Genomic DNA, 23920 nt, shown 5'->3' on the forward strand with positions numbered 1-23920 from the left:
CCAGAGTGGGGGTTTTTCAGACTCGAACAGGCGCTGTTTTTGCTCGAGCGACCCCACTCTCACGCATTGAACAGGTTGTTGTCCCGTACCAGCTCCCGGGGCAGGGCATTCTTGATGCGACTCCCCACCCATTTCCCCATGCCGAGCGGGTGCCCCTGGTAACGAACGATCACTTCCCCACTCCCGGCATCCTGCTCTGGCCAGACATCTCGTCCCATCATGAATTCACGGGCATTGGCGGCATCCAGCTCGACGCATCCCTTGCTCGCCTCATGGCCGTAAGCCAGAGCCCATTCATGGGTCAATCGATATCCCTTCTTGAAGGTTTCAGCCAGCTTGATGCCGATGCGATCGAAACGCAGCTTCCCCTGTACCTGCTCGAAGGCATGAGGGAAGAGCCAGATCTCGTCATTGCGGCCAAACAGTTGGCCATGGGGCACGATGCCAAAATGCCCTTCAATCTCCCGCAGCATGGGGCCGGCCTCTTTCTCTGGCAGCGGTGAGAAGGGGAACTTGCCGAGCTTGCCAGGTTTGAACATGGTGTTGGGCACGGAGTGATGCTTGTGCAACCGGGCAACGAAAAAGCCCTCACTGTCGAAGATCTGGGGCCACACATGCAGGTATCCCTCCGGCGTACAGGCTTTCTCCGCTCCCGGAAAGAGATCGGCCAACGAGTCAAAGCTGAAGGCATCGCCGAACTTCTCTTGCAGTGACTGACAGACGTCCTGGTTCTCTTGCAGGCTCAGGGTGCAGGTGGAGTAGACCAGTACGCCGCCGGGTTTGAGGGCGTGAAAAGCGCTCTCCAGCAGGCCACGCTGCACCGCGGCGATCTCCTCGATGCTCTCCAGGCTCCAGTTGCGCAGTGCGTCTTCATCTTTTCGCACTGTCCCCTCCCCGGAGCAGGGGGCGTCGAGCAGGATGGCGTCGAAGGTTTCCGGCAGCCATTGGCCAAAGACCTTGGCATCGAAATGGGTCATGCCGACGTTGGTCACACCGCAGCGCTGGATATTGGCGCTCAGCACTTTCAGCCTGCTGCTGGAAAACTCGTTGGCGATCAGCATGCCGCGGTTCTCCATCAGCGCCGCGATCTGGGTAGTCTTGGAGCCAGGGGCGGCGGCCGCGTCCAGCAACATGCCATCCCCTCTGGTTTGCTCACTGGCAAAGAGCGCCGTCACCGGCAACATGGAGCTCGCTTCCTGAATATAGAAGAGGCCGCACAGATGCTCGGCCGTGTTGCCAAGGGGAACGCTCTCATCACTGCGGGTGAGCCAGAAGCCGGTTTCACACCAAGGCACGGGATCCAGCTGCCAGCCAAGCGGCGCCATGCGGGCGACAAACTCGGATACCGTGACCTTGAGGGTGTTGACCCGGATGCTGCGCCGCAGCGGCTGCCGGCAACTCGCCACGAATGCCTCCATGGAGAGATGGGATGGCATGAACTCCGCAATGTGACGCAGGAAGTGATCGGGGAGGTAGGTGTTGTCGTGCACGGCGCAATCTCGCTGACCCAAAATGAGGGGCGACATCTTACCACAGTGCGCGGCCCTTCTTGATGGGGGAGTCCATGAGGCCATAAAAAAACCGGCACAAGGCCGGTTTTTGACGAGCAGGGGAATAACTCAGGGCAAGATGCGGGGACTCCACTCCAGCCACTCTTTTTCCGCCTTGGCATGAAGCGGATAACGATGGCCCGCCTTGACGGTCGCGCCCATCTCCCGCTCCGGCGTATTGAAGGCAATTCCGCCCGCCAGCAGGCTTTGCACCGTTTCGACCTCGATGGTGCCACCGGTCAGACCGATATCGGCCTTGACCCCGGAGACATTCCAGAAGCGGCTGTTGGCGCGTATCAGATGGGCGTACTGTCCATCCACATTCACATCGATCAGTACCTCGCTGCCATCCCGGGCCAGGGTCACGCCGGTGACGCTGCCCACCACCATCTTGCGAAACAGCAGGGGGCTGCCCACGCTGATGCCATCGACGGAGGGGCTCTTGAGGGTCAGGGCAAGACCGGCGGGGCCACTCTGGCTCAAGGGGAAGGTCTCCTTGCCAGCCCCCCGGCCCGGTGTCGCCTCCACAAAGGCCCCCTTGATCAGGGTATCGAGGTGGGCAACGCCCCCCAGCCCGACCTTGGCCTGCACCAGGGCATAGCGCGCCCCGGATTGCAGGAAGCGCGCGGCATATTGCTCATTCAGCTCGGCCTTGAAGCTTACCTGGCCCAGGGTCGGATCCAGTTCCACCTGCTCCACCTTGCCGATGTCCACTCCGCGATAGCGGATGGGGCTGCCGACCCCGAGACCCGGGTTGTGATCCGCCGTGAGGGTGAGGGTGCGCACCTGGGAGCTTGCCTGCTCCTTGCTGTCAAAGAGCTGATGACTGCTGCGACCTGTCCCCAGCTTGTCGAATTCGATGGCACCACGCAGCAGGGTGGCGAGGTTCCCCATCTTGACCTGCACGCCGTCGAGCCGGATCTTGCCGTCGATGGCGGCCTTCTTCCAGAACTGAGGTTGCTGCTTGAGCAAAGGAGCATAGATGGCATCGATCTCCAGGGTGATGGCCACACCGCGACCATCGGCATCCAGCGCCTTGACCTTGCCCGCTTCCAGTCCCAGGTAGAAGACGGGGGAGCCCACACCGATACCATCAGCCTGAGCGGCACGCAGCGTCCAGCTGACCGCTTTGGCATGGCGGCTCCCAAGCAGGGCCAGCTCCTGGCTGGGGTAGAGGCGGTCAATCCTGTCACCCTTCGCAGCCTGTACCAGCTTGATGCCCCCCGCCAACCAGGCACTGGCCGGGCTGGTCTCCACCTTGATACCGCTGAGGTCCGCCTCCACCTGCAAGGGGGCGGCGCGATAGAAGCGAGCCCGTTGCAGCAGATGGCGATAACGCTCGTTCACCAGCAGCTCGACACTGGCATTGCCGCCGACATCCAGGGTCAGTGCCCCGAGCTGACCTATCTGCAACCCCTTGAACCAGAGCGGAGCCCCTTCGCTCAAACCAGCGAGATCCTCTGCCTGCAGGGTCAGCTTGATGCCGCCGCGCTGTGCCTGGCTCTCCAGGGTCATGGTGTTGACCCGTTTACCGGGTTCATAGTCCAGACGAATGGCGGGCCCGGCCAGCAGGCGATCCGCATGCTTGATCCCGGCAGGGGAGAGAGAGACCGTCTCCCACACCAGACGACTCTTGCCGGTCACCCGGAACGCCTGTTCGGGGTTGATGAGGGCCGTCACGCTCCGCCCCTGTTCGGTGAGGCGAATGGGGTCGACTCGTCCAATCTCGATGCCCTCATAGAGGATGGGCATCCCTTCCTTGATGGGCAGAGTCCCCGCCTGGATGGTGATGCGCTCACCCCGGGCGGCCTCGGCCAGCCCCTTGTAGAGGATGAAGTTGACCCCCTTTTGCGCCACGGGAGAATCCTTGGGGGAGTCAAACGCAATGCCGCCGCTCAGGATGGAGGTGAGGCTGCCCGCCTCCACGCTGACGCCAGCCAGGCTGAAGGAGCCCTTGATGCCGCTGATGTTCCAGAAGCGGGTATCCGCCTTGACGAGGTGCTCGAAGCGCGGCTCGATCACCAGATCCAGGATCACGTTCTGGTTCTCTTCCCCAAGACGGGTGTTGATGACACTGCCCACCTCCAGCCCGCGGAAATAGATCTTGGCGCCGATGCCCACCGACCCCAGAGAATCGGCTGTCAGGTGCAGGGTGCGCCCCTGGGCCTGATAACCGGGGGGAGGGCCATCCAGGGCATCGAACTCATCCTCCAGCGGGTTGTTCTCCCGTCCGGGTTGCAGGTTGATGTAGTTGCCGGACACCAGGGTGTCCAGGCCGGAGATCTCGGTCAGTGACGCCTTGGGACTCACCAGCCAGAAGTCGGAGCCCTTGCGTATGAGGGAGCGGGCACGGCTGTCCACCTTGGCCAGCACCGCAATCTTGCGACCATCCTGTGCCAGTTCCAGCTCCTGGACCACGCCGATGGCGACCCCCTGATAGCGCAACTGGGTCTTGCCCGGCAAGATACCGTTGCCCTGGGCAAAGTTGATGCGAATGAGTTGACCACTGCTCGTCCACTGCTGGTAGAGAAAGCCTCCCGCCAGCAAGAGGGCGATGAAGGGCAGCAACCAGACCGGGGATAACCAGCGGTGCTTCTCAATGACGGGCTCAGCCCCGACCATACCGACTCCTTACATTGGCTGTGATGCACAGCGCGTTCGACACAAAAAACATTAACGGGCCGCCTTGTCCCACAACAGGCGGGTATCGAGCATCCTGGCCGACATCATGGTGAGCACCACCACGCCGGCGAACGCCGTCGCCCCGGGGCCGGCACGCACGTTGAGCAGCACGCCGCGATCCACCAGGGCCACCATCAGCGAGATGACGAACAGGTCCAGCATGGACCAGCGTCCGATGAAATCGATGATGCGGTACATGACGAGCTGGCGTTTGCGGCGCACCGGCTTGCTGCGCTGCAACTGCCAGCAGATCCAGCCAAGACCCAGGATCTTGCCGATGGGCACAATGATGCTCGCGGTGAGCACTATGGTGGCGATGCCGGACATCTTGCTGCGATAGAGCGCCATGATACCGCTGAAAATGGTATCGGACTGCAATAATCCCTTGTTGTAGAAGTGGGTGATGGGCAGCAGGTTTGCAGGCAACAACATGAAGGTGGCCAGCGCCAGCAGGCCCCATGACCAGGCGAGGGAATGGGGAATGCGCATCTGCAAGGGGGTGTGACAACGAGGGCAGCTCATGCCATGTTGATGGCGCACCAGCAACCCGCAGGTATGGCAGCGGCAAAGCCCCAGTTCACGGGCGCTGATCGGGGACATGGTCCGGCTCCCGGGAGGCGTGTTGCAGCGGAATCCGCTCCCAGTAAGGGGCAGGATCAAAGAGGATCAGCAACGTCATGTTGAGCAGCATCAGACAACCCAGGCTCAGCAGACCGCCTCCCAGGCGCACGTCGGCGATGTCGATAAGCTTGAACAGGGCGACAAGCAGGCTGACGATGTACACCTCCAGCATGGCCCAATGGCGAAATACCTCGACCGCTTTGAGGGTCCACGCCAGCAGATGCCAGCGCTTGGCCAGGCCGGAGGCGAGGGCAAAGATCCCGAGCAGCAGCCCTGTCGGCGCCAGCACGGCGCACCAGAGCACCAGTGTTGCCACCCAGAGCTCGCTCTCGGCATACAGCATCATAATTCCCTTGATCAGGTTGGCGTCCGAGTTCACGCCCGCCAGACGAAGATAGATCAAAGGCTCAAAAAACGCGGAAGGCAGCAACAGGAATCCGGTGATGGTCAGCGCCATCAACTGGGAAGGGCGAAAGGCATAGCGCCCATAGAGATGCTGATGACAGCGGGGGCAATGGGCGTGACGGCGCAACGGCAGCAACTTGCGTTCGATCAGCAAGTCACAGGCCGGACAGACAATCACCGAGTGCGGATCCGACATACGATTCAACCTGTTGAAGGAATTGATGAAATTTACCTTAAAACGCCTGCCCTGTCTTGCCGCGCTGCACAGCCCCCTTTGAAAAGACGTGTTTTCCGCTGTGAACTGGCCGCCGCTAGCCAAGCAGGAGCTGGCGATGCACGCCGACATGCTGAGGGTATTTGCAATACTGTATATACGTACATATACTTGTAATCACTATCATCAGGAGGGCGCCGCGATGGCCGTTGAGATCAAGTATGTTGTGGTACGTGGGGGAGTGGAGAAGATGACCTTTGCCAGCAAGAAAGAGGCGGATGCCTATGACAAACTGCTGGACACCGCCGATGAGCTGATGACACTGCTGGCGGGTGCGCCGGTCGCGCTTGCACCGGAGCAGCAGGAGAGTCTGGCCTTTTATCTGGCCGAGCAGCGGGATCAGTTGCAGCAGGTATTGCGCGGTGGAAAAGGGCAGGGGAATCCCCCCAAAGAAGACAAGCTGGATACTGAACTGCCAAAGGGGAAGCCCCTGAAGAGCGTGGCTTGAGACGAAAGGGCGGGGAAGGGGATGTGAGGCAGAAGCCGCTCTCTCATTCATGAAAAGTGCAACTTAAGTCATTATCACGACTATTTTCCCCGAGAACTTTCTAACCACACTGCATATTCATTGAATATGCCGATTGCTCGTCATCATGGGGTATCACAGCAAGATGCCTCAGGTCGTTGCCCCCAAGGCGCACTGCAAGCCCTGATGCCGATAACCCCATTTATCGGCATCAGGGGGGCGGCCCCGTTCAAAACATTCAACCGACATCACACACCATCATGACTCATCCAGCACTTCCACCCGCCATGCCACTGTTCGATAACGTGGACCACCTTGAGGCGGGCAATCCCCAGGTCAACCAATACCTCGCCACCCTGAGTCTTGGCAAGGTCCCCGACGCGGGGATCGTGTATGAGCTGGCCGTCGACTGGCTGCTGGAGCAGCGCCACAGCGAAAACAACTACAAGACCTATCGCAGTGAGCTGACCACTTTTTTGCACTGGTGTTTTTGCGAGGTGGCCATCAGCCCCAGGGATCTCACCAGGCGCATCATGATGCGCTATCTCGACTATTGCCAGGCGCCACCGTCCGGACTGATTGCCTATCGCAACGTCGCCCAGTTCGTGCTCGACAAGGAGTGGGGGGAACGGTTGCCAAACCCCCTGTGGCGTCCGTTTCTTGGCAAGCGGGAACTGGGCCGGGAGCTGCCGTATCGACTGAGTGAGCAGGCGATGAAGACAAAACTCGCCATTTTGTCCGCCTTCTTCCAGTTTCTCATCCAGGAGGAGTACATGGATCGCAATCCGGCGCTCCTGCTGCAGCGGGTTAAACGTGCGGGCCCCCAGGAGGCTGGTGAAGACGCGCAATCCTTCACCGAACTGCAATGGTCCTATGTGATGCAAGCCGCCGAACAGCTCGCTGCCGAATGCCCGGCACAACATGAGCGCAGCCGCTTTCTCATCAGTCTGATGTATGCCTGTTATCTGCGGATTTCCGAGGTGGCGGCCAGGCCGGGTTTCAGCCCCGTCATGGGCCAGTTTCGACGTGACGCCAAAACGGGCGTCTGGGGTTATGACATTCCCCGCAGCAAAGGCGGTAAACGTCGCACCGTAGCCGTTTCTCAAGCTCTGCTCGAAGCCCTGGCTCGCTATCGTACCTTTCTTGGACTTTCGCCACTGCCGGCCCCCGGGGAGCAGACCCCGCTGTTCGTACGCCACAAGGCGGCGGCCCATGGCCGCGAACAAGGCGAACTCAATGCCAATCTGGGTATCCGCCAGCTACGAGACTTGGTAATGGCGGTATTTGAACAGGCCGCAAGCCTCGCCGAACAAGACGGTTTTGATCAGGATGCCGCTGAAATGCGAACCCTGACGCCGCACTCCATTCGCCATACCGGTATCACCCATGACATCAATCTGCACGGCCGGCCTTTATCCCACGTACAAGCCGATGCGGGACACGACAGCATCGACACCACCTCCAAGTACCTGCACACCGGCAACCGGGAACGTCACGAGAGTGCCAGCCGCAAGCCGCTGGACCACTTGCTCGACCAGAACCGAACATATGATTGATAACCAGTGGTGAACAATAAAACTGCACTCATAACCAAGACGCGGGACCTAAAGACAATCCTTGATTGACCATGCCCTGGGACTCATAATTCCGACACCGCGCATAATGCATATTATGTTAAATCAGATATCTTGGTATTCTGTCACCCTCAACCGAACTGTGTATAATGGTGGCAATTGATCCTATCCCCGACCGGATGTCTTAAGTGGCTGAATTAACATCAGAACAATTAAAACCCGCTTTCTCGATTGAGCAGTTCCCCACACTTGGCGAACTCGACCCCATTCCGTTTGCCGCCCTGCAACCCAGAGCGATTTCGGGTATCAAACGGCTGGCCAGTTTTGATGGTGACTGCCCGGTCATGATCCTCAACGGTTTCCCCGGTGCAGATTACGAGAATGTCTGCCAGACCCTGATCGCCTCTTCGAATGGCAAGGATGGCGACCTGTTCGATCTCTGTTATACCGAGAATCTCAACAACCCTTTCAAGCCCATCTGGCTGCGCCTGCAACCGGGCTCGGGTTTCGAGTTCTGCGAAATGGTCGGTGAGCTGCTCAAGCTGATGAGCCACCATCTCGACGCCGAGCGGCTGGTCACCCGGATCATCCGCAAACAGAACAACGACCCCAAGATCGTGGATTTCCTCTCCGATCTGGCCGCCCATGTCGCCCAGGGCCTCGAGTTCCAGCACCCGGTGCTCATCAACCTGCTGATCCATCATGAGGATCAGCAAGCCCCTGTCGTCTACGGCCGTGACCTGAACTGGGATACCTTGTTCGGTTCCATCAACTATCAGACGGAACAAGGCTCCGTTTACGCCAACCAGCACCTTTTGGAACCTGGTCTGCTGCGGGAAGCCAACGGTGGTTACCTGATACTGCAGCTTGATGAGCTGCTGGATCAGCCTCATCTCTGGTTCAAGCTCAAGAACGCCATGCAAAAAGGCGAGCTGGACTGGAATGCCTATCAGGAAGGCAAGACGCTGACGCCGTTCTTCACCCCGGAGGCGACCCCCATCCGGTTCAAGTTGATCCTGGTCGGTGACAGGCTGGACGTGGCGGAATTCCAGATGCTGGACAGGGACATGGCGGAGCGCATCTTCCTGCGTGCCGATCTGGTCTCCGAAGTGAACATCGAGGAAGATCTCCCCGCCTTCCTGCAATATCTCGCCTGGCTGCGAGCGCGCTGGGCGCTGCTGGATTTCACCCCAGGTGCCCTCCTCGCCCTCTGTCGCCATGCCAGCCGCCTGTGTGACCACCAGGAGTGGCTATCCCTCTCCGAGGTACAGCTCGGCGCCATCATGCGCATGGCCGACAGCCTGGCCCGCGAGCTGGAAGCGATCTGCGTCACTGACGAACATATCCTGCTCGCCCTGGAAGAACAGGATTACCGCCTCAACTATCTGGTGGAGCAATCGGATCAGGGTGTCATCGACGGCCAGATCCTGCTGCAGACCGACGGTGAAGAGGTTGGCCAGATCAACGGGCTTTCCGTCATCCAGGTGGCCGGCCATCCCTATGACTTCGGGGAGCCGGTACGCCTCACCGCGACCGTCCACCTCGGGGATGGCGATGTTGCTGACATCGAGCGCAAGGCGGAGCTCGCCGGGCACATTCACGCCAAGGCCATGATGATCATCCACGGCTACCTCTCCAACAAGTTCGGCGCAGAGAACCCCTCGCCGCTCTCGGCCAACCTGGTGTTCGAGCAGTCATACCACGAGATCGATGGTGACAGCGCCTCCCTGACCGGCCTGTGTGCCCTGCTCTCCGCCCTCGCCCGCCAGCCCATCTATCAGCACTTCGCCGTGACCGGTGCGGTCGACCAGTTCGGCAATGTGCAGGCCGTGGGCGGCGTGAACGAGAAGATTGAGGGCTTCTTCCGGGTGTGCAAGATCCACGGTCTCACCGGAAAGCAAGGCATTCTGCTGCCAGGCACCAACGCCCAGCAGCTCAACCTCTCTGATGAAGTGATCGCGGCAGTAGAGGCCGGCCAGTTCCACATCCACCCGGTGGATCACGTGGAAGAGGCAATCGAGCTGCTCACCGGCTGCGTTGCTGGGGAGCCTGACATGCCGGATACCCTGTTTGGCCGCATCCAGGAGAGACTGGACGAACTCAATGGCACGGCAACCAAGAGTGGCGGCCTGCTGCGCAGCCTGCTGGACCGGCTGCTTGGCCGTTAAATGAAGTGATCGGAGTTGTTTGGCGAACATCTGTAAGCTAAATTGGCCCGGCTTTGACCCATATGAAGGATAAACAGCGTGACCCTAGATAACGACACCACTGATCCCCGCCTCTCCCTGTGCGAACAAGGCAAAGAGTCCTTTACCCGTGAAGAGCTGCTTGCCTGCAGCCGTGGCGAATTATTTGGTGAAGGTAACAGCCAGCTGCCCGCCCCCAACATGCTGATGATGGATCGCATCGTCAAGATCAACGACCATGGCGGCGAGCACGGCAAGGGTGAAATCCTGGCTGAACTCGATATCACGCCGGATCTCTGGTTCTTCGACTGCCACTTCCCCGGCGATCCCGTCATGCCTGGCTGCCTGGGCCTGGATGCCATGTGGCAACTGGTCGGCTTCTTCCTGGGCTGGAAAGGGGGTCCTGGCAAGGGACGTGCGCTGGGTGTCGGTGAAGTCAAGTTCACCGGCCAGATCCTGCCGACGGCCAAGAAGGTCACCTACAAAATCACCTTCAAGCGCGTCATCAACCGCAAACTGGTCATGGGCATTGCCGATGGCGTCGTGGAAGTGGATGGTCGCCCCATCTACAGCGCCACCGATCTGAAAGTGGGCCTGTTCAAAGACACCACCGCATTCTGATCCTGCTCCTGGGTGAGCAGAGACAACGTAAAGGGGCCACGATGGCCCCTTTCCTTTTGTAATGAGTGATGAAGTATCGGTTACTTCATGAAGAGGCCTGAGCCTCGCCCTTCCATGGCATCGCGCCAACCACCAAGCCAATGGCCCCTGGCATCCAGGCACTGGTACGGACACGCTTCTTTCTGTTTGCCGACTACGCCAGCCTGATAACCACGAGCGCGAGCTCTCTCCAGACGGTCCCGTTTCTGTCTCTTCATCATCTACGACCCTCTTCGTGGAACAAAAAAAGCGACCAGTTTTTCACCGGTCGCCTTCATCTTTACCCCAGGGGGGAGGCAGGGTCAAACAAAAATTCCATGCTATTCAGGGGTTGTGACACAAGATACTGAACTGCATTAATTTTTGATGACACTTATTTATCGCTGATAGCGACGCAGCCAGGCAAAGGGCAGCGCCAGCAGAGTCAACCAGAACAGGCTGCCACCACCGCCCTCGCCACCATCCTGACCGGTCTGGTTGTTGACCGGCGCATTGCTGACCACATAGCTGGCCGGGGCATTGCCCTGATAATCCGCCACGGCCGGCGTCAGTTTGACGGCGACCACGGTGGCGTTGGCGCGTTTGTTGAGGTCGCTCTCGCTGTCATAGCGATACGCCGTCGCGGCAATGGTGCCGTCGCTGCTGATGCCGCTGGCATAAGCGATGTGATAGTACTTGCCGTTCTGGGCACACTGCTTGTTGCCGGCGTCATCCTTGCCACAGATGAGATCGTTCAGATACCAGCTGTTGGCCGGGGCGGCCGCGTTCAGCAGGAAGGCTTCCTGCATGCGGTTGGTGCCATTGACCACCGGTTGGGTCTGATGGCGGGAGTCGCGCCAGCCAACCACCATGTTGTGCTCGTTGATGGCGGCCGCTTCCGAGCCTGCCCCCGAGACCGGCTTGTCTTGAAGAGGAAGGCTGGCCGCCGTACCCGGCTTGCTCAGGTTGAACAGGAACATCTCCACCGGGCGGTTCTGACCCTTGTTGATGCGATAGCGCTGGTTGCCGATCACGTAGCCGTTGTCGTTGACGGCCACGGCCCAGCTGTGTTGCAGCTTGGCATCGTCCTTGCCAGGCTCGCCATCCGGCAGCGGGATGATCTTGGTGGTGCCCACGGTGCCGGCAGCCGTATCCAGGGTCCAGTAGCTGGCGAGGTTGCGGCCATCCAGATCACCGGTGCCCACCTCGCCGGTAGAGCTGTAGCCCACGCCGTAGAGGGTGCCGTTGTACTTGGCCACGCCCAGTGCAGAAGCGGTTTGCAGCACCTCGTCACGCTGATGGCCATAGGTGCCGGCCTGCATCAGCTTGTTGAACCCGCCCGAGCTGTTGAGCAGCCAGAAACTCGCCTGGGTATCGACCCCGGGGCAGTAGCGGAAGTCACCGTACTGGCTGTCATTGCCCGTCTCGAAACACCACTTGTAGAAATCACCGCCCACCTTGTGGCGATACTTGTCGCTGGCCGCGGTACCGGTCACCAGATACTGACCGTTGTCCAGCTTCTTGATGGAGGTGGGTACGCTCAGGCCGTGGGTGCTGGCCGCATCCTTGAGCTCGACCGGGTTGCCGTCATTGACCACGGCAAAGGCGGTGCGCAGCTTGCCATTCATCTTGTAACCGACCCGATCCTCCGGAACATCCCCGAGGGCCGTCACCAGGCCATCGACCTCGGAGCTGGTCACGTAGCCCAGGTTGCTGCGTTGATCCACCTTGTCCAGGAAGTCGCGACGCCACTGGTAGGCAAAGCCCGAGTTGTCGCTCCAGAAGGAGTTGCAGACCGAGTTGGAGAGCATGCAACCCTGCTCGAAACGGAAACGATCCACCAGGAAGTCGGCAAACCGCACGGTGGAGAAGTATTCCGCCATGTTGTTCTTGGTGTTGAGCCCGATGAGGCCGTTGGCATCGCCGCTGATCCCGCTGGCATAGCCTTTGACTTCGTCATCGACGATGGTGAAAAAGGAGCTTTGTGCCGCCTGCGCGTTGAGGCTGGCGCCGACCAGGATGGCCAGCATGGATAATTGCTTTTTCATCTACTTCCTTAGTCTTGATGTTTCAACGCTTCCAACTCCTCCCAACGGGAGAAGGCGTGTTCCAATGCGGCCTCTGCCGCATTCAATGCATCCAGTTTGGGCTGGGTCTGCTCTGCTGGCAGGGAGAAGAAACCGGGGTGGTTAATCTCGGCCTGCAGGGCATCGAGTTCCATTTCCAACTGTTCCAGCCGGGCTGGCAGATTATCCAGCTCCAGTTGCAACTTGTAAGAGAGTTTTCGTGTTTTTTTCGCAGGCTCCGCTGCCGATGCGACAGGCTCTGCCACCTTGACCGGGGCCGGCTTGGCCGTCTGTTGGGCGGCCTGCAGGGCTCGTGTGGCCATCATGTCGGCGTAGCCCCCGACATAATCGCTGATCCGTCCATCCCCTTCAAACAGCCAGCAGCCGGTCACGGTATTGTCGATGAAACGGCGATCGTGGCTGACCAGCAGCAGGGTGCCCGGATAATCGGTGAGCAGCTCTTCCAGCAATTCCAGCGTTTCGACATCCAGGTCGTTGGTTGGTTCATCCAGAATCAACAAGTTACTGGGTTTGAGGAAGAGTTTGGCCAACAGTAGACGGTTTTTCTCGCCCCCTGACAAGGCCTTGACCGGGGTGCGCGCCCGCTTGGGCTCGAACAGGAAGTCCTGCAGGTAGCCAAGGATGTGGCGGGAGCGGCCGCGAACCATCACCTCCTGCTTGCCCTCCCCCACGTTGTCCACCACCGTCTTCTCGGGATCGAGCTGCTCACGGTATTGATCGAAGTAGGCCACTTCCAGGTTGGTCCCCTGGCGCACCGAGCCACGGCTCGCCTCGAGCTGGCCCATCAGCAGCTTGATCAGGGTCGACTTGCCGCAGCCGTTGGGGCCAACCAGAGCAATCTTGTCCCCGCGCAGCACCTGCAGATCCAGTCCCTGGAACAGGGTGCGATCACCAAAGTCCAGCCCCAGCCCCTCGGTCTCGAACACCAGCTTGCCGGAGCGGCCCGCCTCGTCCAGTTGCAGCTTGGCCTTGCCCTGCAGTTCCCGGCGCTGGGTGCGCTCCATGCGCATCGCCTTGAGGGCCCGCACCCGTCCCTCGTTGCGGGTACGACGCGCCTTGATCCCCTGGCGGACCCACACCTCTTCCTGGGCCAGCTTGCGGTCGAACTCGGCGTTTTTCAGCTCCTCGACCCGCAACCACTCCTCCTTGCCTTGCAGATATTCGTCATAGTTACCGGGCCAGGAGGTGATCACGCCGCGATCGAGATCGATGATCCGGGTCGCCAGCTTGTGGATGAACTCCCGGTCGTGGGAGATGAAGACGATGGCGCCACGAAAGTCCTTGAGGAACTCTTCCAGCCAGTTGATGGCATCGATGTCCAGATGGTTGGTCGGCTCGTCCAGCAGCAACAGGTCCGGGTCACACGCCAGGGCGCGGGCCAGAGCCACCTTGCGCAGCCAGCCGCCAGACAGACTGTCGAGCGTCACATCAGGGTCGAGATCGAGCAGGGTCAGCACCTGATTGATGCGGGTTTCGTACTGCCAGCCGTTCTGATAGTCGAGCTGCTCCTGCAACTGGCTCATGGTGCGAATGTTGGCATCGGAAGGGTCGTGCGCCAGGGCGTGGGAGACATGGTGGTACTGCTTGAGCAGCTCCCCTACCCCGGCCAGCCCTTCTGCGGCGTAATCGAACACGGTGATCTCGCTCGAGGCGGGCGGATCCTGCTCGAGGCGGGTCACTTTCAAATCTTGTTGCAACACCAGACGGCCGTCGTCCAGCGGCAGTTCGCTGGCAATCACCTTCATCAGGGTGGACTTGCCCGCCCCGTTGCGACCCACCAGACAGAGGCGCTCGCCCCGCTCTATGGTGAGCTCGGCATGGTCGAGCAGCGGAAAATCACTGAACGACAGGGACGCGCCGTGCAATGTCAAAAGAGCCATGTTTGTTCCTTATTGCTTATGAAAAAACGGGCGGCAGCGTGAATCTGCCCCCGTTTTGTCGTCAAATCCTGCTCACCCCTGTGCCAGCCAGCCTTGCAGCTCCCCCAGGGTGAAGGGCCAGCCCAGCTCCCGGCCGGCACTGTCTTGCAGCACCGGGATGCGCACCCGGTAAGCCTCGAGCCAGGCCTCCTCCTCCAGGATGTCGCAGCGGCGGGTCTGCGCGGCCATCCCGGCCTGTTCCACCAGCGTCCACGCCTGTTCGCACAGGTGGCAGCCGTCGGTGTGAAACAGGGTCAGCATCAGCCTTGTGCCTCGGCGTGGGTGATGATCCAGCAGTTGTGGATATGCTGGTTGCGCTCGAAGTCCTTGGGCCGGGTCTTGTTCGTGATGTTCTGCGCCTTGAGACCGATGGCGTCAAGGCCGGCCAAGTCCATCTTGAAGTGGCGTTTGTTGTTGGAGAAGACCAGGGTGCCGTCCGCCGCGAGCAGGCGCTTGAGGTGCTGCATCAACAGCAGGTGATCCCGCTGCACGTCGAAGCTCTCGTCCATCCGCTTGGAGTTGGAGAAGGTGGGCGGATCGATGAAGATGAGGTCGTACTGCTCGTCGGCTTCCGACAACCACTTCAGGCAGTCCGCCTGCACGAACTTGTGCTCGCGGCCCACCAGCGAGTTGAGGCGCATGTTGTCCTGGGCCCAGTTGAGGTAGGTGCGCGACATGTCCACCGTGGTGGTTTCGCGGGCGCCGCCGAGCCCCGCGTGCACGGTGGCACTGCCGGTGTAGGCGAACAGGTTCAGGAAGCGCTTGCCCCGAGCCATCTGGCCCAGCATGCGGCGGGTCTGACGGTGGTCGAGGAAGAGGCCGGTGTCCAGATAGTCGTAGAGGTTGACCCAGAGGCGTGCACCGTACTCCTGCACTTCCATCCGGTGCTGCTCTTCGGAGAGCTTCTGGTACTGCTGTTTGCCTTCCTGGCGCTCGCGCACCTTCAGGATCACCTTCTCGCCGTCCATGCCGGTCACCTTGATGGCGGCCTGCACCATGTCCAGCAGACGCTGGCGGGTTTTCTGGGCGGGAATGTCCTTGGGCGCCGCGTACTCCTGTACCACCAGATAATCCTGATAGCGGTCGATGGCGGCGTTGTATTCCGGCAAGTCCGCGTCATAGAGGCGGTAGCAATCGAGGTTCTCCTTGCTCGCCCATTTCTCGAGGGTCTTCAGATTCTTGCGCAGACGGTTGGCAAAGTCCTGGGCCACCTCTTTCTGGGAAGCGACGGCATCGAGGGCGATCTGGTAGTTGCGCAGCTGGCACTCGAGGGCGCCGTTGAACAGGCGATACTGCTTGTCGGCACGCAGGCGCAGGCAGCTCAGGAGTTCGGGAGAGGCGGAGAGAATGGTGACCTTCCACCCCTGGAAGCCGCGGCGCAGGGCATCGCCAAGGGCCTGATGCACTTCCAGCAACGCCGGGAATTCACCGAGACGCTCGCCATAGGGCGGGTTGGAGATAAGCATGCCGACCTGACGGCTCTCTCCTTCCACAGCCGGCATTGGCAGCGGATTTTCCAGCTTGGTGACATCGGCCTGCTTGAAGGTAATGAGATGATCCACGCCGGCGGCCTTGGCGTTGTCACGGGCCTTCATCAGGACCCGGGTATCCGCATCGCAACCGAACAGTTTCACCTCGCAGCGCTGCATGCCGCGCTTGGCACGTACCTGGGCTTCCATCATCAGACTCTGCCACAGTTCACCATCGTGTTGCAGCCAGCGATCGAAACCGAAGCGCTCACGGCGCAGCGCAGGCGCCATGTCGGCAGCGATGAAGGCCGCTTCAATCAGCAGGGTACCGGAGCCGCACATGGGGTCCATCATGGGCTCGCCGGCCCAGCCGCTGCGGGCAATCATGGCCGCCGCCAGGTTCTCTTTGAGGGGCGCCTCGCCGGTGCCCTGGCGATAGAAGCGCTGGTGCAGCGCCGGGCCTGACAAGTCCAGCGTGATATTGGCCTTGCCTTTGCCAAGGTGCGCCATGATGCGAATGTCCGGGGACTTCTTGTCCACATCCGGGCGCACGTGACCGCGCTTGGTGAAGCGATCGACGATGGCGTCCTTGATCTTCAGGGCACCGTACTGGGTATTGCGAATGGAGGCGTTGGTACCGGTAAAGTCCACCGCGATGGTGGCGGTACCGGAGAAGTGATCTTCCCAGGGAATGGTATGGGCCCCGAGGTAGAGGTCCAGATCGTCGTTCATCTGGAACTCGGAGAGCACAAGCACGATTCGGGAGGCAAAGCGGCTCCACAGACAGGCCTTGTAGCCGATGGCCAGTTCGCCCTTGAAGTGGACGCCGGCCACGGTCTCACGGACCTGCTCTGCACCCAGATTGGTCAGCTCAACGGCCAGCAGGTTTTCCAGCCCTTTGGGGCAGGTTGCAAAAAATTCTTTCATCACGCTCACGGGGATGCCATAAAAATAGTGCCGCATTATACCTTATCGGCCCGCGCTCGGCACTCGAACCTTGGACAAAGGCGCCATATAAACGGCAAGAGGCGCGGCAAACGCTCCCCTCCCCCTTGCGGGCGACAGGATCCCGCTCTTGGCTGGCAGTTGTCTACCATCACATTCGTAAAGAATTCGAAAATCTTGCCCGGACCAGGCAGAAAATGGTCGTGACGACCAGACGAAGGAAAAAGACAAATAATGGAACAAGAGAGAGACTGAGCGCTTAAATATCAGACCAATATAGCAGGCCTATAACGGACTTATTCGTCGCCATATAACGGCCCCGTCGTCAGCCCACTTCCCGATATTGTGTCTGTGCCCGAACTCTGGCTTGCATCCGGTTATTCATCACCTTGATCACGGCAAAGCGCGGCAGCGTCTTGCTGTTGGTCAGCACCAGCTCGTCGGTCAGGTTCAGGCAAACACTCGCCTGATCGCCGGCTTCGATGACCATGAATTCCCCCCTACCGTGGGGCGTATCCATCCACACCAGGGATCCCATATCCGGAATAACATGGGCCTGCTGTTCATGAAAGAACCAGCTTTGCGGCATCAGGGGTTTATAAAAACGGCTGACGGCGATGGCATTGAGGACCAGCTGGACCTGGTGGGGCGTACTCCAGTCGAGTTCAGCGGCCTTGTCCATCAACTGGTAATAGAGGGCGGCATCATCCACGCAAAAAGGCTGGGTGGTGAAAGAACAGGGAACAAGTTGTCGACCTTTATATTCGGTGGCAAATATCATGCGATCGGACAAATCCAGCATAAGGCGATCATCCTGAGCGTCATAATGCCACTGCCAATTGTCATTGGGTTGAATACACATGGTGGTGCCCTTATCTAAGCCGTCCCTCGACTTTATTCCATGTCGAGAATTTGAGCAACGTTAAATAAGGGCAACCGGTTATTTTTTAAATATGGGTAACGATCTCTTTGACCAGACTCGGCCCTTTATAAATAAAGCCGCTGTAAATCTGGACAAGACTGGCACCCGCTGCCAGTTTTTCCCGAGCCGCCATGGCGCTGTCGATACCACCCACACCGATAATGGGCAGGGCGCCGTCGAGGGCCTTGGCCAGGTGGCGAATAACCTCGGTGCTCTTGTGCTGGAGCGGACGACCGCTAAGCCCGCCAGCCTCTGCGGCATGGGGCATGTCATATATCATCTCCCGCTCCAGAGTGGTATTGGTGGCGATGACACCGTCAATACGGTTCTTGATCAAAGAGGCGGCTACCTGATCTATTTCATCGAGTGACAGATCCGGGGCAATTTTCACGGCCAGCGGCACATACTTTTTATATTTCTCGGCCAGCTCCTGTTGGCGCTGTTTCAATGCGGCCAGCAGTTCATCCAGTGCATCGCCATATTGCAATTGACGCAGACCCGGGGTGTTTGGCGAGGAAATATTGACCGCAATATAACCGGCGTGGTCATACACCTTGTCCATGCAGAGAAGGTAATCATCCTTGCCCTGCTCGATGGGGGTGTCCTTGTTCTTGCCGATATTGATGCCGATCACCCCCTGATATTTGGCCTCTTTCACCTTGGCCACCAGGTGATCGACTCCCTTGTTGTTGAATCCCATGCGATTGATGATCCCCTCGGCCGGGATCACCCGGAAGAGACGTGGCTTGTCATTGCCGCTCTGGGGTCTGGGGGTCACGGTACCGACCTCGATGAAACCGAACCCCATGGCGCCGAAGGCATCGATGCACTCCCCGTCTTTATCCAATCCCGCGGCCAGGCCCACCGGATTGGCAAAATTAAGCCCCATGACGGTGACGGGGCGTTTTGGCAGGGTGTTGCGGAAGAAACAATCGAGCGGTGTACCGAGAAGGCGGGGCAAATATTTGATGGAGAGATCGTGAGCCTGCTCCGGATTGAGTTTGAACAGGAAATGCCTGGCGAGTGGGTACAGCATGCTTGCTCCTTAAAAAAAGCCCCGGCAACTGGCCGGGGCTTTTGGGGTTATGCCGAGGTTCGGCAATTCAACTGGAGCAGGTTCAACTCTCGCAAGGCCACCGAGAACTTGGCGAACTCGTGGGTGCTGGTAGTCTTGAAGTCGGCCAACATATGGGTCCAACGGGACAAGAGCTGCTCATGCTCCGAAATCCAGTCGGCCAGTATGGTAGCGCATTCCCCCTGCTCTTTGCACCCTTCCAGTACCACGGAAGTGAGGCTGCGTTGCTGCCAGTCCAGATCTTCGCGGAAGGAGGCCCGCGCCATCGCCTGCCAGTGGTTGCCCACCGGCTGATGGTTGATCTGCTCGAGGAACCAGTGCAGATCCAGCTTGGCACCGAGACGGTAGTAAACGTTGGCGGCGCGCAGGATGTCGGTCTTGTGCTCCGCGGCGATCTGCGCCAGATCCAGGCAGGAGAACAGGCTGCTCATGTGGGCTACCTGACGGGCAATCTGCTCGGGTACCGCTTTGGCCACCAGGGCCGCGACCGCCTGCTGGTGCTCGGCCACTTCGCTCTCGTCCATCACCTCGTAGAGGTGCTCCGCCAGGGTCTCGAAGGCCGGGCGGAAGAAGGCGATGTTCTCGCCGATGCTCCAGCTGCGGTTGCGGGCACGCAGGAACCAGCGGGTGGCGCGGCGTACAATGCGGCGGCTGTAGAACATCAGCTCGAGCTGGGTGTTGGCATCCACCTGGTTGTCACACCCTTCGATGTCGCGCCACAGGGTATTGAGGCCGAACACCTCGCGGGCCATGGCGAAGCAGCAGGCCACTTCGGCCACCGAGGCACCGGTCTCGTCCTTCATCCGGCTGGCGAAGTTGAGCCCCATGTCGTTGACCAGCATGTTGGCCACCCGGGTCGCGATGATTTCGCCGCGCAGCGGATGCTGGGCAAGGGCCGCACCGAACTGCTGCTGCAGCTGGGTCGGGAAGCTGGTGACCAGCATGTTGGCCAGGAAGGGCTCGTCGGTCACTTCCGGGCAGTTGAGCTGCTCTTTGAGCACCATCTTGCCGTAGGCCACCAGCACCGCCAGCTCGGGACGGGTCAGCCCCTGCCCCGCCGCCATCCGCTCGGAGAGCTCCTCGTCGGTGGGGAGGAACTCGAGGCCGCGGTCCAGCTTGCCTTCCCGCTCCAGCCCCTGGATGAAGCGCTGCTGCTCTTTGAGCTGCTCGGCGCCACGGAACGCCGTGACCGAGATGGACTGGGACTGGCGATAGGCGTTGGTGATGACCACCTGCGCCACCGCATCCGTCATCTCGTAGAGCATCTGGTTGCGCTGCTTGAGGGTCAGATCCCCGGCGGCCACCAGCTGGTTCAGCAGGATCTTGATGTTCACCTCGTTGTCGGAGCAGTCCACGCCGCCCACGTTGTCGGTGAAGTCGGTGTTGATGCGACCACCCTGGCTCGCGTACTCCACCCGGCCGAGCTGGGTGAAGCCCAGGTTGCCACCCTCGCCCACGATGCGGGCACGCAGATCGCGACCGTTGACTCGCAGCACGTCGTTGCTGCGATCCCCGACGTCGGCGTCGCTCTCGCGGGCACTCTTCACATAAGTGCCGATGCCGCCGTTCCAGAGCAGGTCCACGTTCAGACAGAGCAGGGCCTTGATCAGCTCGTTCGGCGCCATGCTGGCCTTGTCAGTGCCGAGCAGGGTCTGCATCTCGGGGCTCAGCTTGATGGACTTGGCCGAGCGCAGGAAGATGCCGCCCCCCTTGGAGATGAGCTCACGGTTGTAGTCATCCCAGCTCGAGCCCGGCAGCTCGAACAGGCGCTTGCGCTCGACGAAGCTCCTGGCCGCATCCGGGGTCGGGTCGACGAAGATGTGCATGTGGTTGAAGGCGCCCACCAGCTGGATGTGCTCGGAGAGCAGCATGCCGTTGCCGAACACGTCGCCGGCCATGTCCCCAATACCCACGCAGGTGAAGTCGGTGGTCTGGCAGTTGATGCCAATCTCACGGAAGTGGCGCTTGACCGATTCCCAGGCGCCGCGGGCGGTGATGCCCATCTTTTTGTGGTCATAGCCCACCGAGCCGCCGGAGGCAAACGCATCGCCGAGCCAGTGGCCGTATTCGAGGCTTATCTCGTTGGCGATGTCGGAGAAGGTGGCGGTGCCCTTGTCGGCCGCCACTACCAGGTAGTAGTCATCCTCGTCGTGACGCACCACGGATTTTGGCGGGATCACCTCGCCGCCGATGATGTTGTCGGTCACATCGAGCAGGCCGCGGATGAACAGACGGTAGCAGGCCTTGCCCTCCTCCTGGATGACGGCACGGGGGGCGCCTGCCGGCATCTGCTTGCAATAGAAGCCACCCTTGGCGCCCACCGGCACAATGACGGTGTTCTTCACCTGCTGGGCTTTCACCAGACCCAGCACTTCGGTGCGGAAGTCCTCCTTGCGATCGGACCAGCGCAGGCCGCCACGGGCCACCTTGCCCCAGCGCAGGTGTACCCCTTCCACTCGCGGGGAGTAGACGAAGATCTCGAACTTCGGCAGCGGCAGCGGCATGTCGGTGATGCTGGAGGGGGCCAGCTTGAAGGAGATGTAGGGCTTGATGTTGCCCGCCTTGTCCAGCTGGTAGTAGTTGGTGCGCAGGGTGGCGTCGATCATCTCCACATAGCGGCGAATGATGCGATCGTCATCCAGGTTGGCGACCTGATCCAGCTTGGCGGCGAGCTGCTCATGCAGCTTGGCGGATGCCTTGGCATCTTGCGATGGCACCTTGGCGTCCTGCTTGCCGGCCGGATCCAGACGCTGTTCGAACAGAGTGAACAGCAGCTCTGCGATATCCGGATAACGGGTCAGGGTCTCCTCGATATAGGACTGACTGAAGGAGACGCCGGTCTGGCGCATGTATTTGGCATAGGCCCGCAGCACGGATACCTGACGACCGGTGAGGCCGGCCCCCAGCACCAGACGGTTGAAGCCGTCATCTTCCAGGGTCTTGTTCCAGATGGCGGCGAAGGCCTGCTGGAAGCGCTGCTGGCTCTGCTCCAGATCGAACGGTTGCTCGCCCCGCAGCAGCATGGAGAAATCGAGGATCCAGAACACCTCGCCGGTGGGGGTCCGTACCTGATACGGGGTCTCGCCGATGACGCGCAGTCCCATGTTTTCCAGCATGGGCAGGACGTCGGAGAGGTGGATGGGTTCGCTTCGGTGGAACAGCTTGAGGCGTACCCGGCGATCGTTCTCCTCCTCCTGGGCGCGGTAGAACAGCATGCCAAGCGGCTCGGCCTCGCTCAATCCATCCAGGGCCATGATGTCCGCGACGGCAGAGCCCGGCAGCACATCTTCCTTGTAGGCACGGGGGAAGGCGGTGCTGAAACGGCGGCGCAGCTCGTTACCGCGGGCCTCGCCATAGTGGGAAAGCAGCACGGAATCCAGGCGGTCATCCCAGCTGCGGGCCGCTTCAATCAGGTTGTTCTGTACTTCGTTCACATCCACATCCACGTTGTTGTTGTTGACCCGCACTATGTAGTGGGTCCGTGCCAGCACGCCCTCGGTGAAGTAGACGTTGAACTCCACATCGATGCTGCTGCCAAAATATTTCTGCAAAATCTGCTGGGTCTTGACCCGCAGCGCCGTGTTGTAGCGCTCCTTGGTGACATAGACCATGCAGGAGAAGAAGCGGCCGTAGACGTCGCGGCGCACGAACAGGCGCAGCATGTCCCGCTCCTGCATCTCCAGCACGCCGAGACCGGTGGCCAGCAGCTCCTCTTCACGGGCCTGGATCAGCTCGTCGCGCGGGTAGGTTTCCAGCACGTTCAGCAGCGCCTTGTAGGCATGAGAGCCCGATTCAAAGCCGGAGGCGGCCATGATGCGCTCGAGGCGGTGGCTGATGAGGGGGATCTGGGTCGCACTGGTGTTGTAGATGGAGGAGGCATACAGGCCGATGAAGCGATCCTCTCCCACCACCTTGCCGTGCTCGTCGAAGCGCTTGATGCCGATGTAATCCACATAGGCCGGACGATGCACCCGGGACTTGCTGTTGGACTTGGTGAGGATCAGCAAGTCGGAACTGAGGGCCGCGTGACGGGCGCTGGCGGGCATGGTGCCGAGGCGCTGGCCTTCGTCCTTGATGGAGTTCTTCATCAGCCCCAGGCTGGACTCGGGCTGCGGCAGGATCTCGTGATCCCCTCCACCGCCTTGACGTCGTAGCGACGATAACCCATCAGGGTGAAGTTGTGGGCGGCCACCCATTTGAGGAAGGCGACGCAGGAGTCCACCTCGGCCTGGCTGACCGGGTTCTTGCGTTTGGGCAGCTCCTCGATGATCTCGTTCAGGCGCGTCAGCATGGGCTGCCAGTCTCCCACCGCCAGGGCCACTTCCCGCGCCACCGAGTTGAGCTCGGCAGTCAGGGCGTCCATCTCCTCTTCACCGGTCAGGTGATCGATTTCGATGAGGAAGGCGGTTTCCACCGAGGTCTGCTCTGCGGTGTTGTCCAGATCCAGGATGGCGCCAATCTTGCCGCCTTCGCCGCGGATCAGGTGCAGCGGCTGGTGCAGCATCATGTGGGCGGTGATATTGAGACGCTTGAGGGCCATGCGGATGGAGTCCACCAGGAAGGGGGAATCCTGCAGGATGATCTCGACGATGGTATGGGGAGACTGCCATCCGTGGCGGGTCAGCTCGGGGTTGTAGACCCGGATATAGGGCTCGATGCCGGTACGGTGGTTGAGGGCATTCCACAGACTGAGGGCGGCGCCATAGAGATCGCTGTCATTGCGGTCATGCAGATCAGTGCTGGCCATGTTGCCGTAGAACTTGGCAACGAAACATTCGACCAGGGAGGCACTGTTTTTCGGCAATTTCTGGTGGATCAGACTGAGAACGTTTTCGAGCAGAACGGAGGTAGGGGCGTCTTTCAATGCCATTGCTAGTTTCCTTATCGGACGACATCACAGACACGGCGACATCCACCCAGGATGCCCACCGGTACAGAGTTGCAGCGAAGTGTAATGGCTTGGATCAAGGAAGGCGAGCAAAGGTGATAACGGGATGTTAAAAACAAGGGACAGATCACGGCTTGGGTTGTGATAAATTTTGCCAAGTTGGCAAAATTCAGAAAATCCCACTGGATGCCGCGCCATTTGCCGGATAGATAGTGACT

General features: G+C 60.1%; 15 protein-coding genes and 1 pseudogene. 4 read left to right on the forward strand and 12 right to left on the reverse strand.

Going from position 1 to position 23920, the window contains the following annotated elements:
• Nucleotides 1–59 precede the first annotated feature (59 nt).
• From rsmF to C2U47_RS21275, 4 genes are all read right to left on the reverse strand, one after another.
• Nucleotides 60–1490, reverse strand: a complete 1431-nt coding sequence (gene rsmF, locus C2U47_RS21260; protein ID WP_103261985.1) for a 16S rRNA (cytosine(1407)-C(5))-methyltransferase RsmF — start codon at nt 1488–1490, stop codon at nt 60–62.
• A gap of 129 nt (nt 1491–1619) precedes the next feature.
• Entirely contained in the window at nt 1620–4172 is a 2553-nt protein-coding gene (locus C2U47_RS21265) for an MlaD family protein (RefSeq protein WP_103261887.1), read from the reverse strand.
• Between the two features lie 51 nt (nt 4173–4223).
• Nucleotides 4224–4832: a paraquat-inducible protein A gene (locus C2U47_RS21270; RefSeq protein WP_010674753.1), complete on the reverse strand. Its 609-nt coding sequence runs from the start codon at nt 4830–4832 to the stop codon at nt 4224–4226.
• The gene (locus tag C2U47_RS21275; RefSeq protein ID WP_010674754.1) at nt 4810–5454 is read right to left on the reverse strand and encodes a paraquat-inducible protein A; all 645 of its coding nucleotides are present in this window, start codon (nt 5452–5454) and stop codon (nt 4810–4812) included. Before C2U47_RS21275 ends, C2U47_RS21270 begins: the two co-directional genes overlap by 23 nt.
• 220 nt (nt 5455–5674) lie before the next feature.
• Here C2U47_RS21275 and C2U47_RS21280 point away from each other — a divergent pair, with 220 nt between their 5' ends.
• The 4 genes from C2U47_RS21280 (at nt 5675) to fabA (ending at nt 10379) form a co-directional block, all read left to right on the forward strand.
• On the forward strand, nt 5675–5980 hold the full coding sequence (locus tag C2U47_RS21280; RefSeq protein ID WP_039041159.1) for a YebG family protein: 306 nt from the start codon (nt 5675–5677) through the stop codon (nt 5978–5980).
• 278 nt (nt 5981–6258) lie between these two features.
• On the forward strand, nt 6259–7554 hold the full coding sequence (locus C2U47_RS21285) for a tyrosine-type recombinase/integrase (protein WP_103261888.1): 1296 nt from the start codon (nt 6259–6261) through the stop codon (nt 7552–7554).
• Between the two features lie 206 nt (nt 7555–7760).
• Nucleotides 7761–9740, forward strand: a complete 1980-nt coding sequence (locus C2U47_RS21290) for a Lon protease family protein (protein WP_029314542.1) — start codon at nt 7761–7763, stop codon at nt 9738–9740.
• A 78-nt stretch (nt 9741–9818) separates the two neighbouring features.
• Complete coding sequence (gene fabA, locus C2U47_RS21295; protein WP_010674758.1) at nt 9819–10379, forward strand: 3-hydroxyacyl-[acyl-carrier-protein] dehydratase FabA; 561 nt, start codon at nt 9819–9821, stop codon at nt 10377–10379.
• An 80-nt stretch (nt 10380–10459) separates the two neighbouring features.
• Here the strand turns inward: fabA and rmf are convergent, their stop codons facing one another.
• From rmf to C2U47_RS21335, 8 genes and pseudogenes are all read right to left on the reverse strand, one after another.
• A complete protein-coding gene (gene rmf, locus C2U47_RS21300) occupies nt 10460–10639 on the reverse strand; it encodes a ribosome modulation factor (protein WP_005315693.1) in 180 nt (59 codons plus the stop codon).
• Nucleotides 10640–10795: 156 nt separating this feature from the next.
• Entirely contained in the window at nt 10796–12445 is a 1650-nt protein-coding gene (locus C2U47_RS21305) for a DUF3466 family protein (protein ID WP_010674760.1), read from the reverse strand.
• Between the two features lie 8 nt (nt 12446–12453).
• On the reverse strand, nt 12454–14364 hold the full coding sequence (gene uup / locus C2U47_RS21310) for an ATP-binding cassette ATPase Uup (protein WP_029314544.1): 1911 nt from the start codon (nt 14362–14364) through the stop codon (nt 12454–12456).
• Between the two features lie 72 nt (nt 14365–14436).
• Nucleotides 14437–14664 (reverse strand): glutaredoxin family protein, encoded by a 228-nt coding sequence (locus C2U47_RS21315; RefSeq protein ID WP_010674762.1) that lies wholly within the window; start codon nt 14662–14664, stop codon nt 14437–14439.
• Complete coding sequence (gene rlmKL, locus C2U47_RS21320) at nt 14664–16835, reverse strand: bifunctional 23S rRNA (guanine(2069)-N(7))-methyltransferase RlmK/23S rRNA (guanine(2445)-N(2))-methyltransferase RlmL (RefSeq protein WP_010674763.1); 2172 nt, start codon at nt 16833–16835, stop codon at nt 14664–14666. Before rlmKL ends, C2U47_RS21315 begins: the two co-directional genes overlap by 1 nt.
• A gap of 307 nt (nt 16836–17142) precedes the next feature.
• Nucleotides 17143–17679 (reverse strand): cell division protein ZapC, encoded by a 537-nt coding sequence (locus C2U47_RS21325; RefSeq protein ID WP_029314546.1) that lies wholly within the window; start codon nt 17677–17679, stop codon nt 17143–17145.
• 85 nt (nt 17680–17764) lie between these two features.
• Nucleotides 17765–18775, reverse strand: coding sequence for a quinone-dependent dihydroorotate dehydrogenase (gene pyrD, locus C2U47_RS21330; RefSeq protein WP_010674765.1), 1011 nt, complete (start codon nt 18773–18775; stop codon nt 17765–17767).
• A 47-nt stretch (nt 18776–18822) separates the two neighbouring features.
• Nucleotides 18823–23684, reverse strand: a pseudogene (locus C2U47_RS21335) (NAD-glutamate dehydrogenase).
• Nucleotides 23685–23920: the final 236 nt, after the last annotated feature.

The organism is Aeromonas sp. ASNIH7, assembly GCF_002903485.1.
GTDB classification, from domain to species: Bacteria; Pseudomonadota; Gammaproteobacteria; order Enterobacterales; family Aeromonadaceae; genus Aeromonas; species Aeromonas caviae.

What these genes read in the sequence shown, in the direction of transcription:
- C2U47_RS21265 (WP_103261887.1), bottom strand. Translation starts at nt 4,172, where the DNA reads ATGGTCGGGGCTGAGCCCGTCATTGAGAAGCACCGCTGGTTATCCCCG.
- C2U47_RS21270 (WP_010674753.1), bottom strand. Translation starts at nt 4,832, where the DNA reads ATGTCCCCGATCAGCGCCCGTGAACTGGGGCTTTGCCGCTGCCATACC.
- C2U47_RS21275 (WP_010674754.1), bottom strand. Translation starts at nt 5,454, where the DNA reads ATGTCGGATCCGCACTCGGTGATTGTCTGTCCGGCCTGTGACTTGCTG.
- C2U47_RS21280 (WP_039041159.1), top strand. Translation starts at nt 5,675, where the DNA reads ATGGCCGTTGAGATCAAGTATGTTGTGGTACGTGGGGGAGTGGAGAAG.
- C2U47_RS21285 (WP_103261888.1), top strand. Translation starts at nt 6,259, where the DNA reads ATGACTCATCCAGCACTTCCACCCGCCATGCCACTGTTCGATAACGTG.
- rmf (WP_005315693.1), bottom strand. Translation starts at nt 10,639, where the DNA reads ATGATGAAGAGACAGAAACGGGACCGTCTGGAGAGAGCTCGCGCTCGT.
- C2U47_RS21305 (WP_010674760.1), bottom strand. Translation starts at nt 12,445, where the DNA reads ATGAAAAAGCAATTATCCATGCTGGCCATCCTGGTCGGCGCCAGCCTC.
- uup (WP_029314544.1), bottom strand. Translation starts at nt 14,364, where the DNA reads ATGGCTCTTTTGACATTGCACGGCGCGTCCCTGTCGTTCAGTGATTTT.
- C2U47_RS21315 (WP_010674762.1), bottom strand. Translation starts at nt 14,664, where the DNA reads ATGCTGACCCTGTTTCACACCGACGGCTGCCACCTGTGCGAACAGGCG.
- rlmKL (WP_010674763.1), bottom strand. Translation starts at nt 16,835, where the DNA reads ATGCGGCACTATTTTTATGGCATCCCCGTGAGCGTGATGAAAGAATTT.
- C2U47_RS21325 (WP_029314546.1), bottom strand. Translation starts at nt 17,679, where the DNA reads ATGTGTATTCAACCCAATGACAATTGGCAGTGGCATTATGACGCTCAG.
- pyrD (WP_010674765.1), bottom strand. Translation starts at nt 18,775, where the DNA reads ATGCTGTACCCACTCGCCAGGCATTTCCTGTTCAAACTCAATCCGGAG.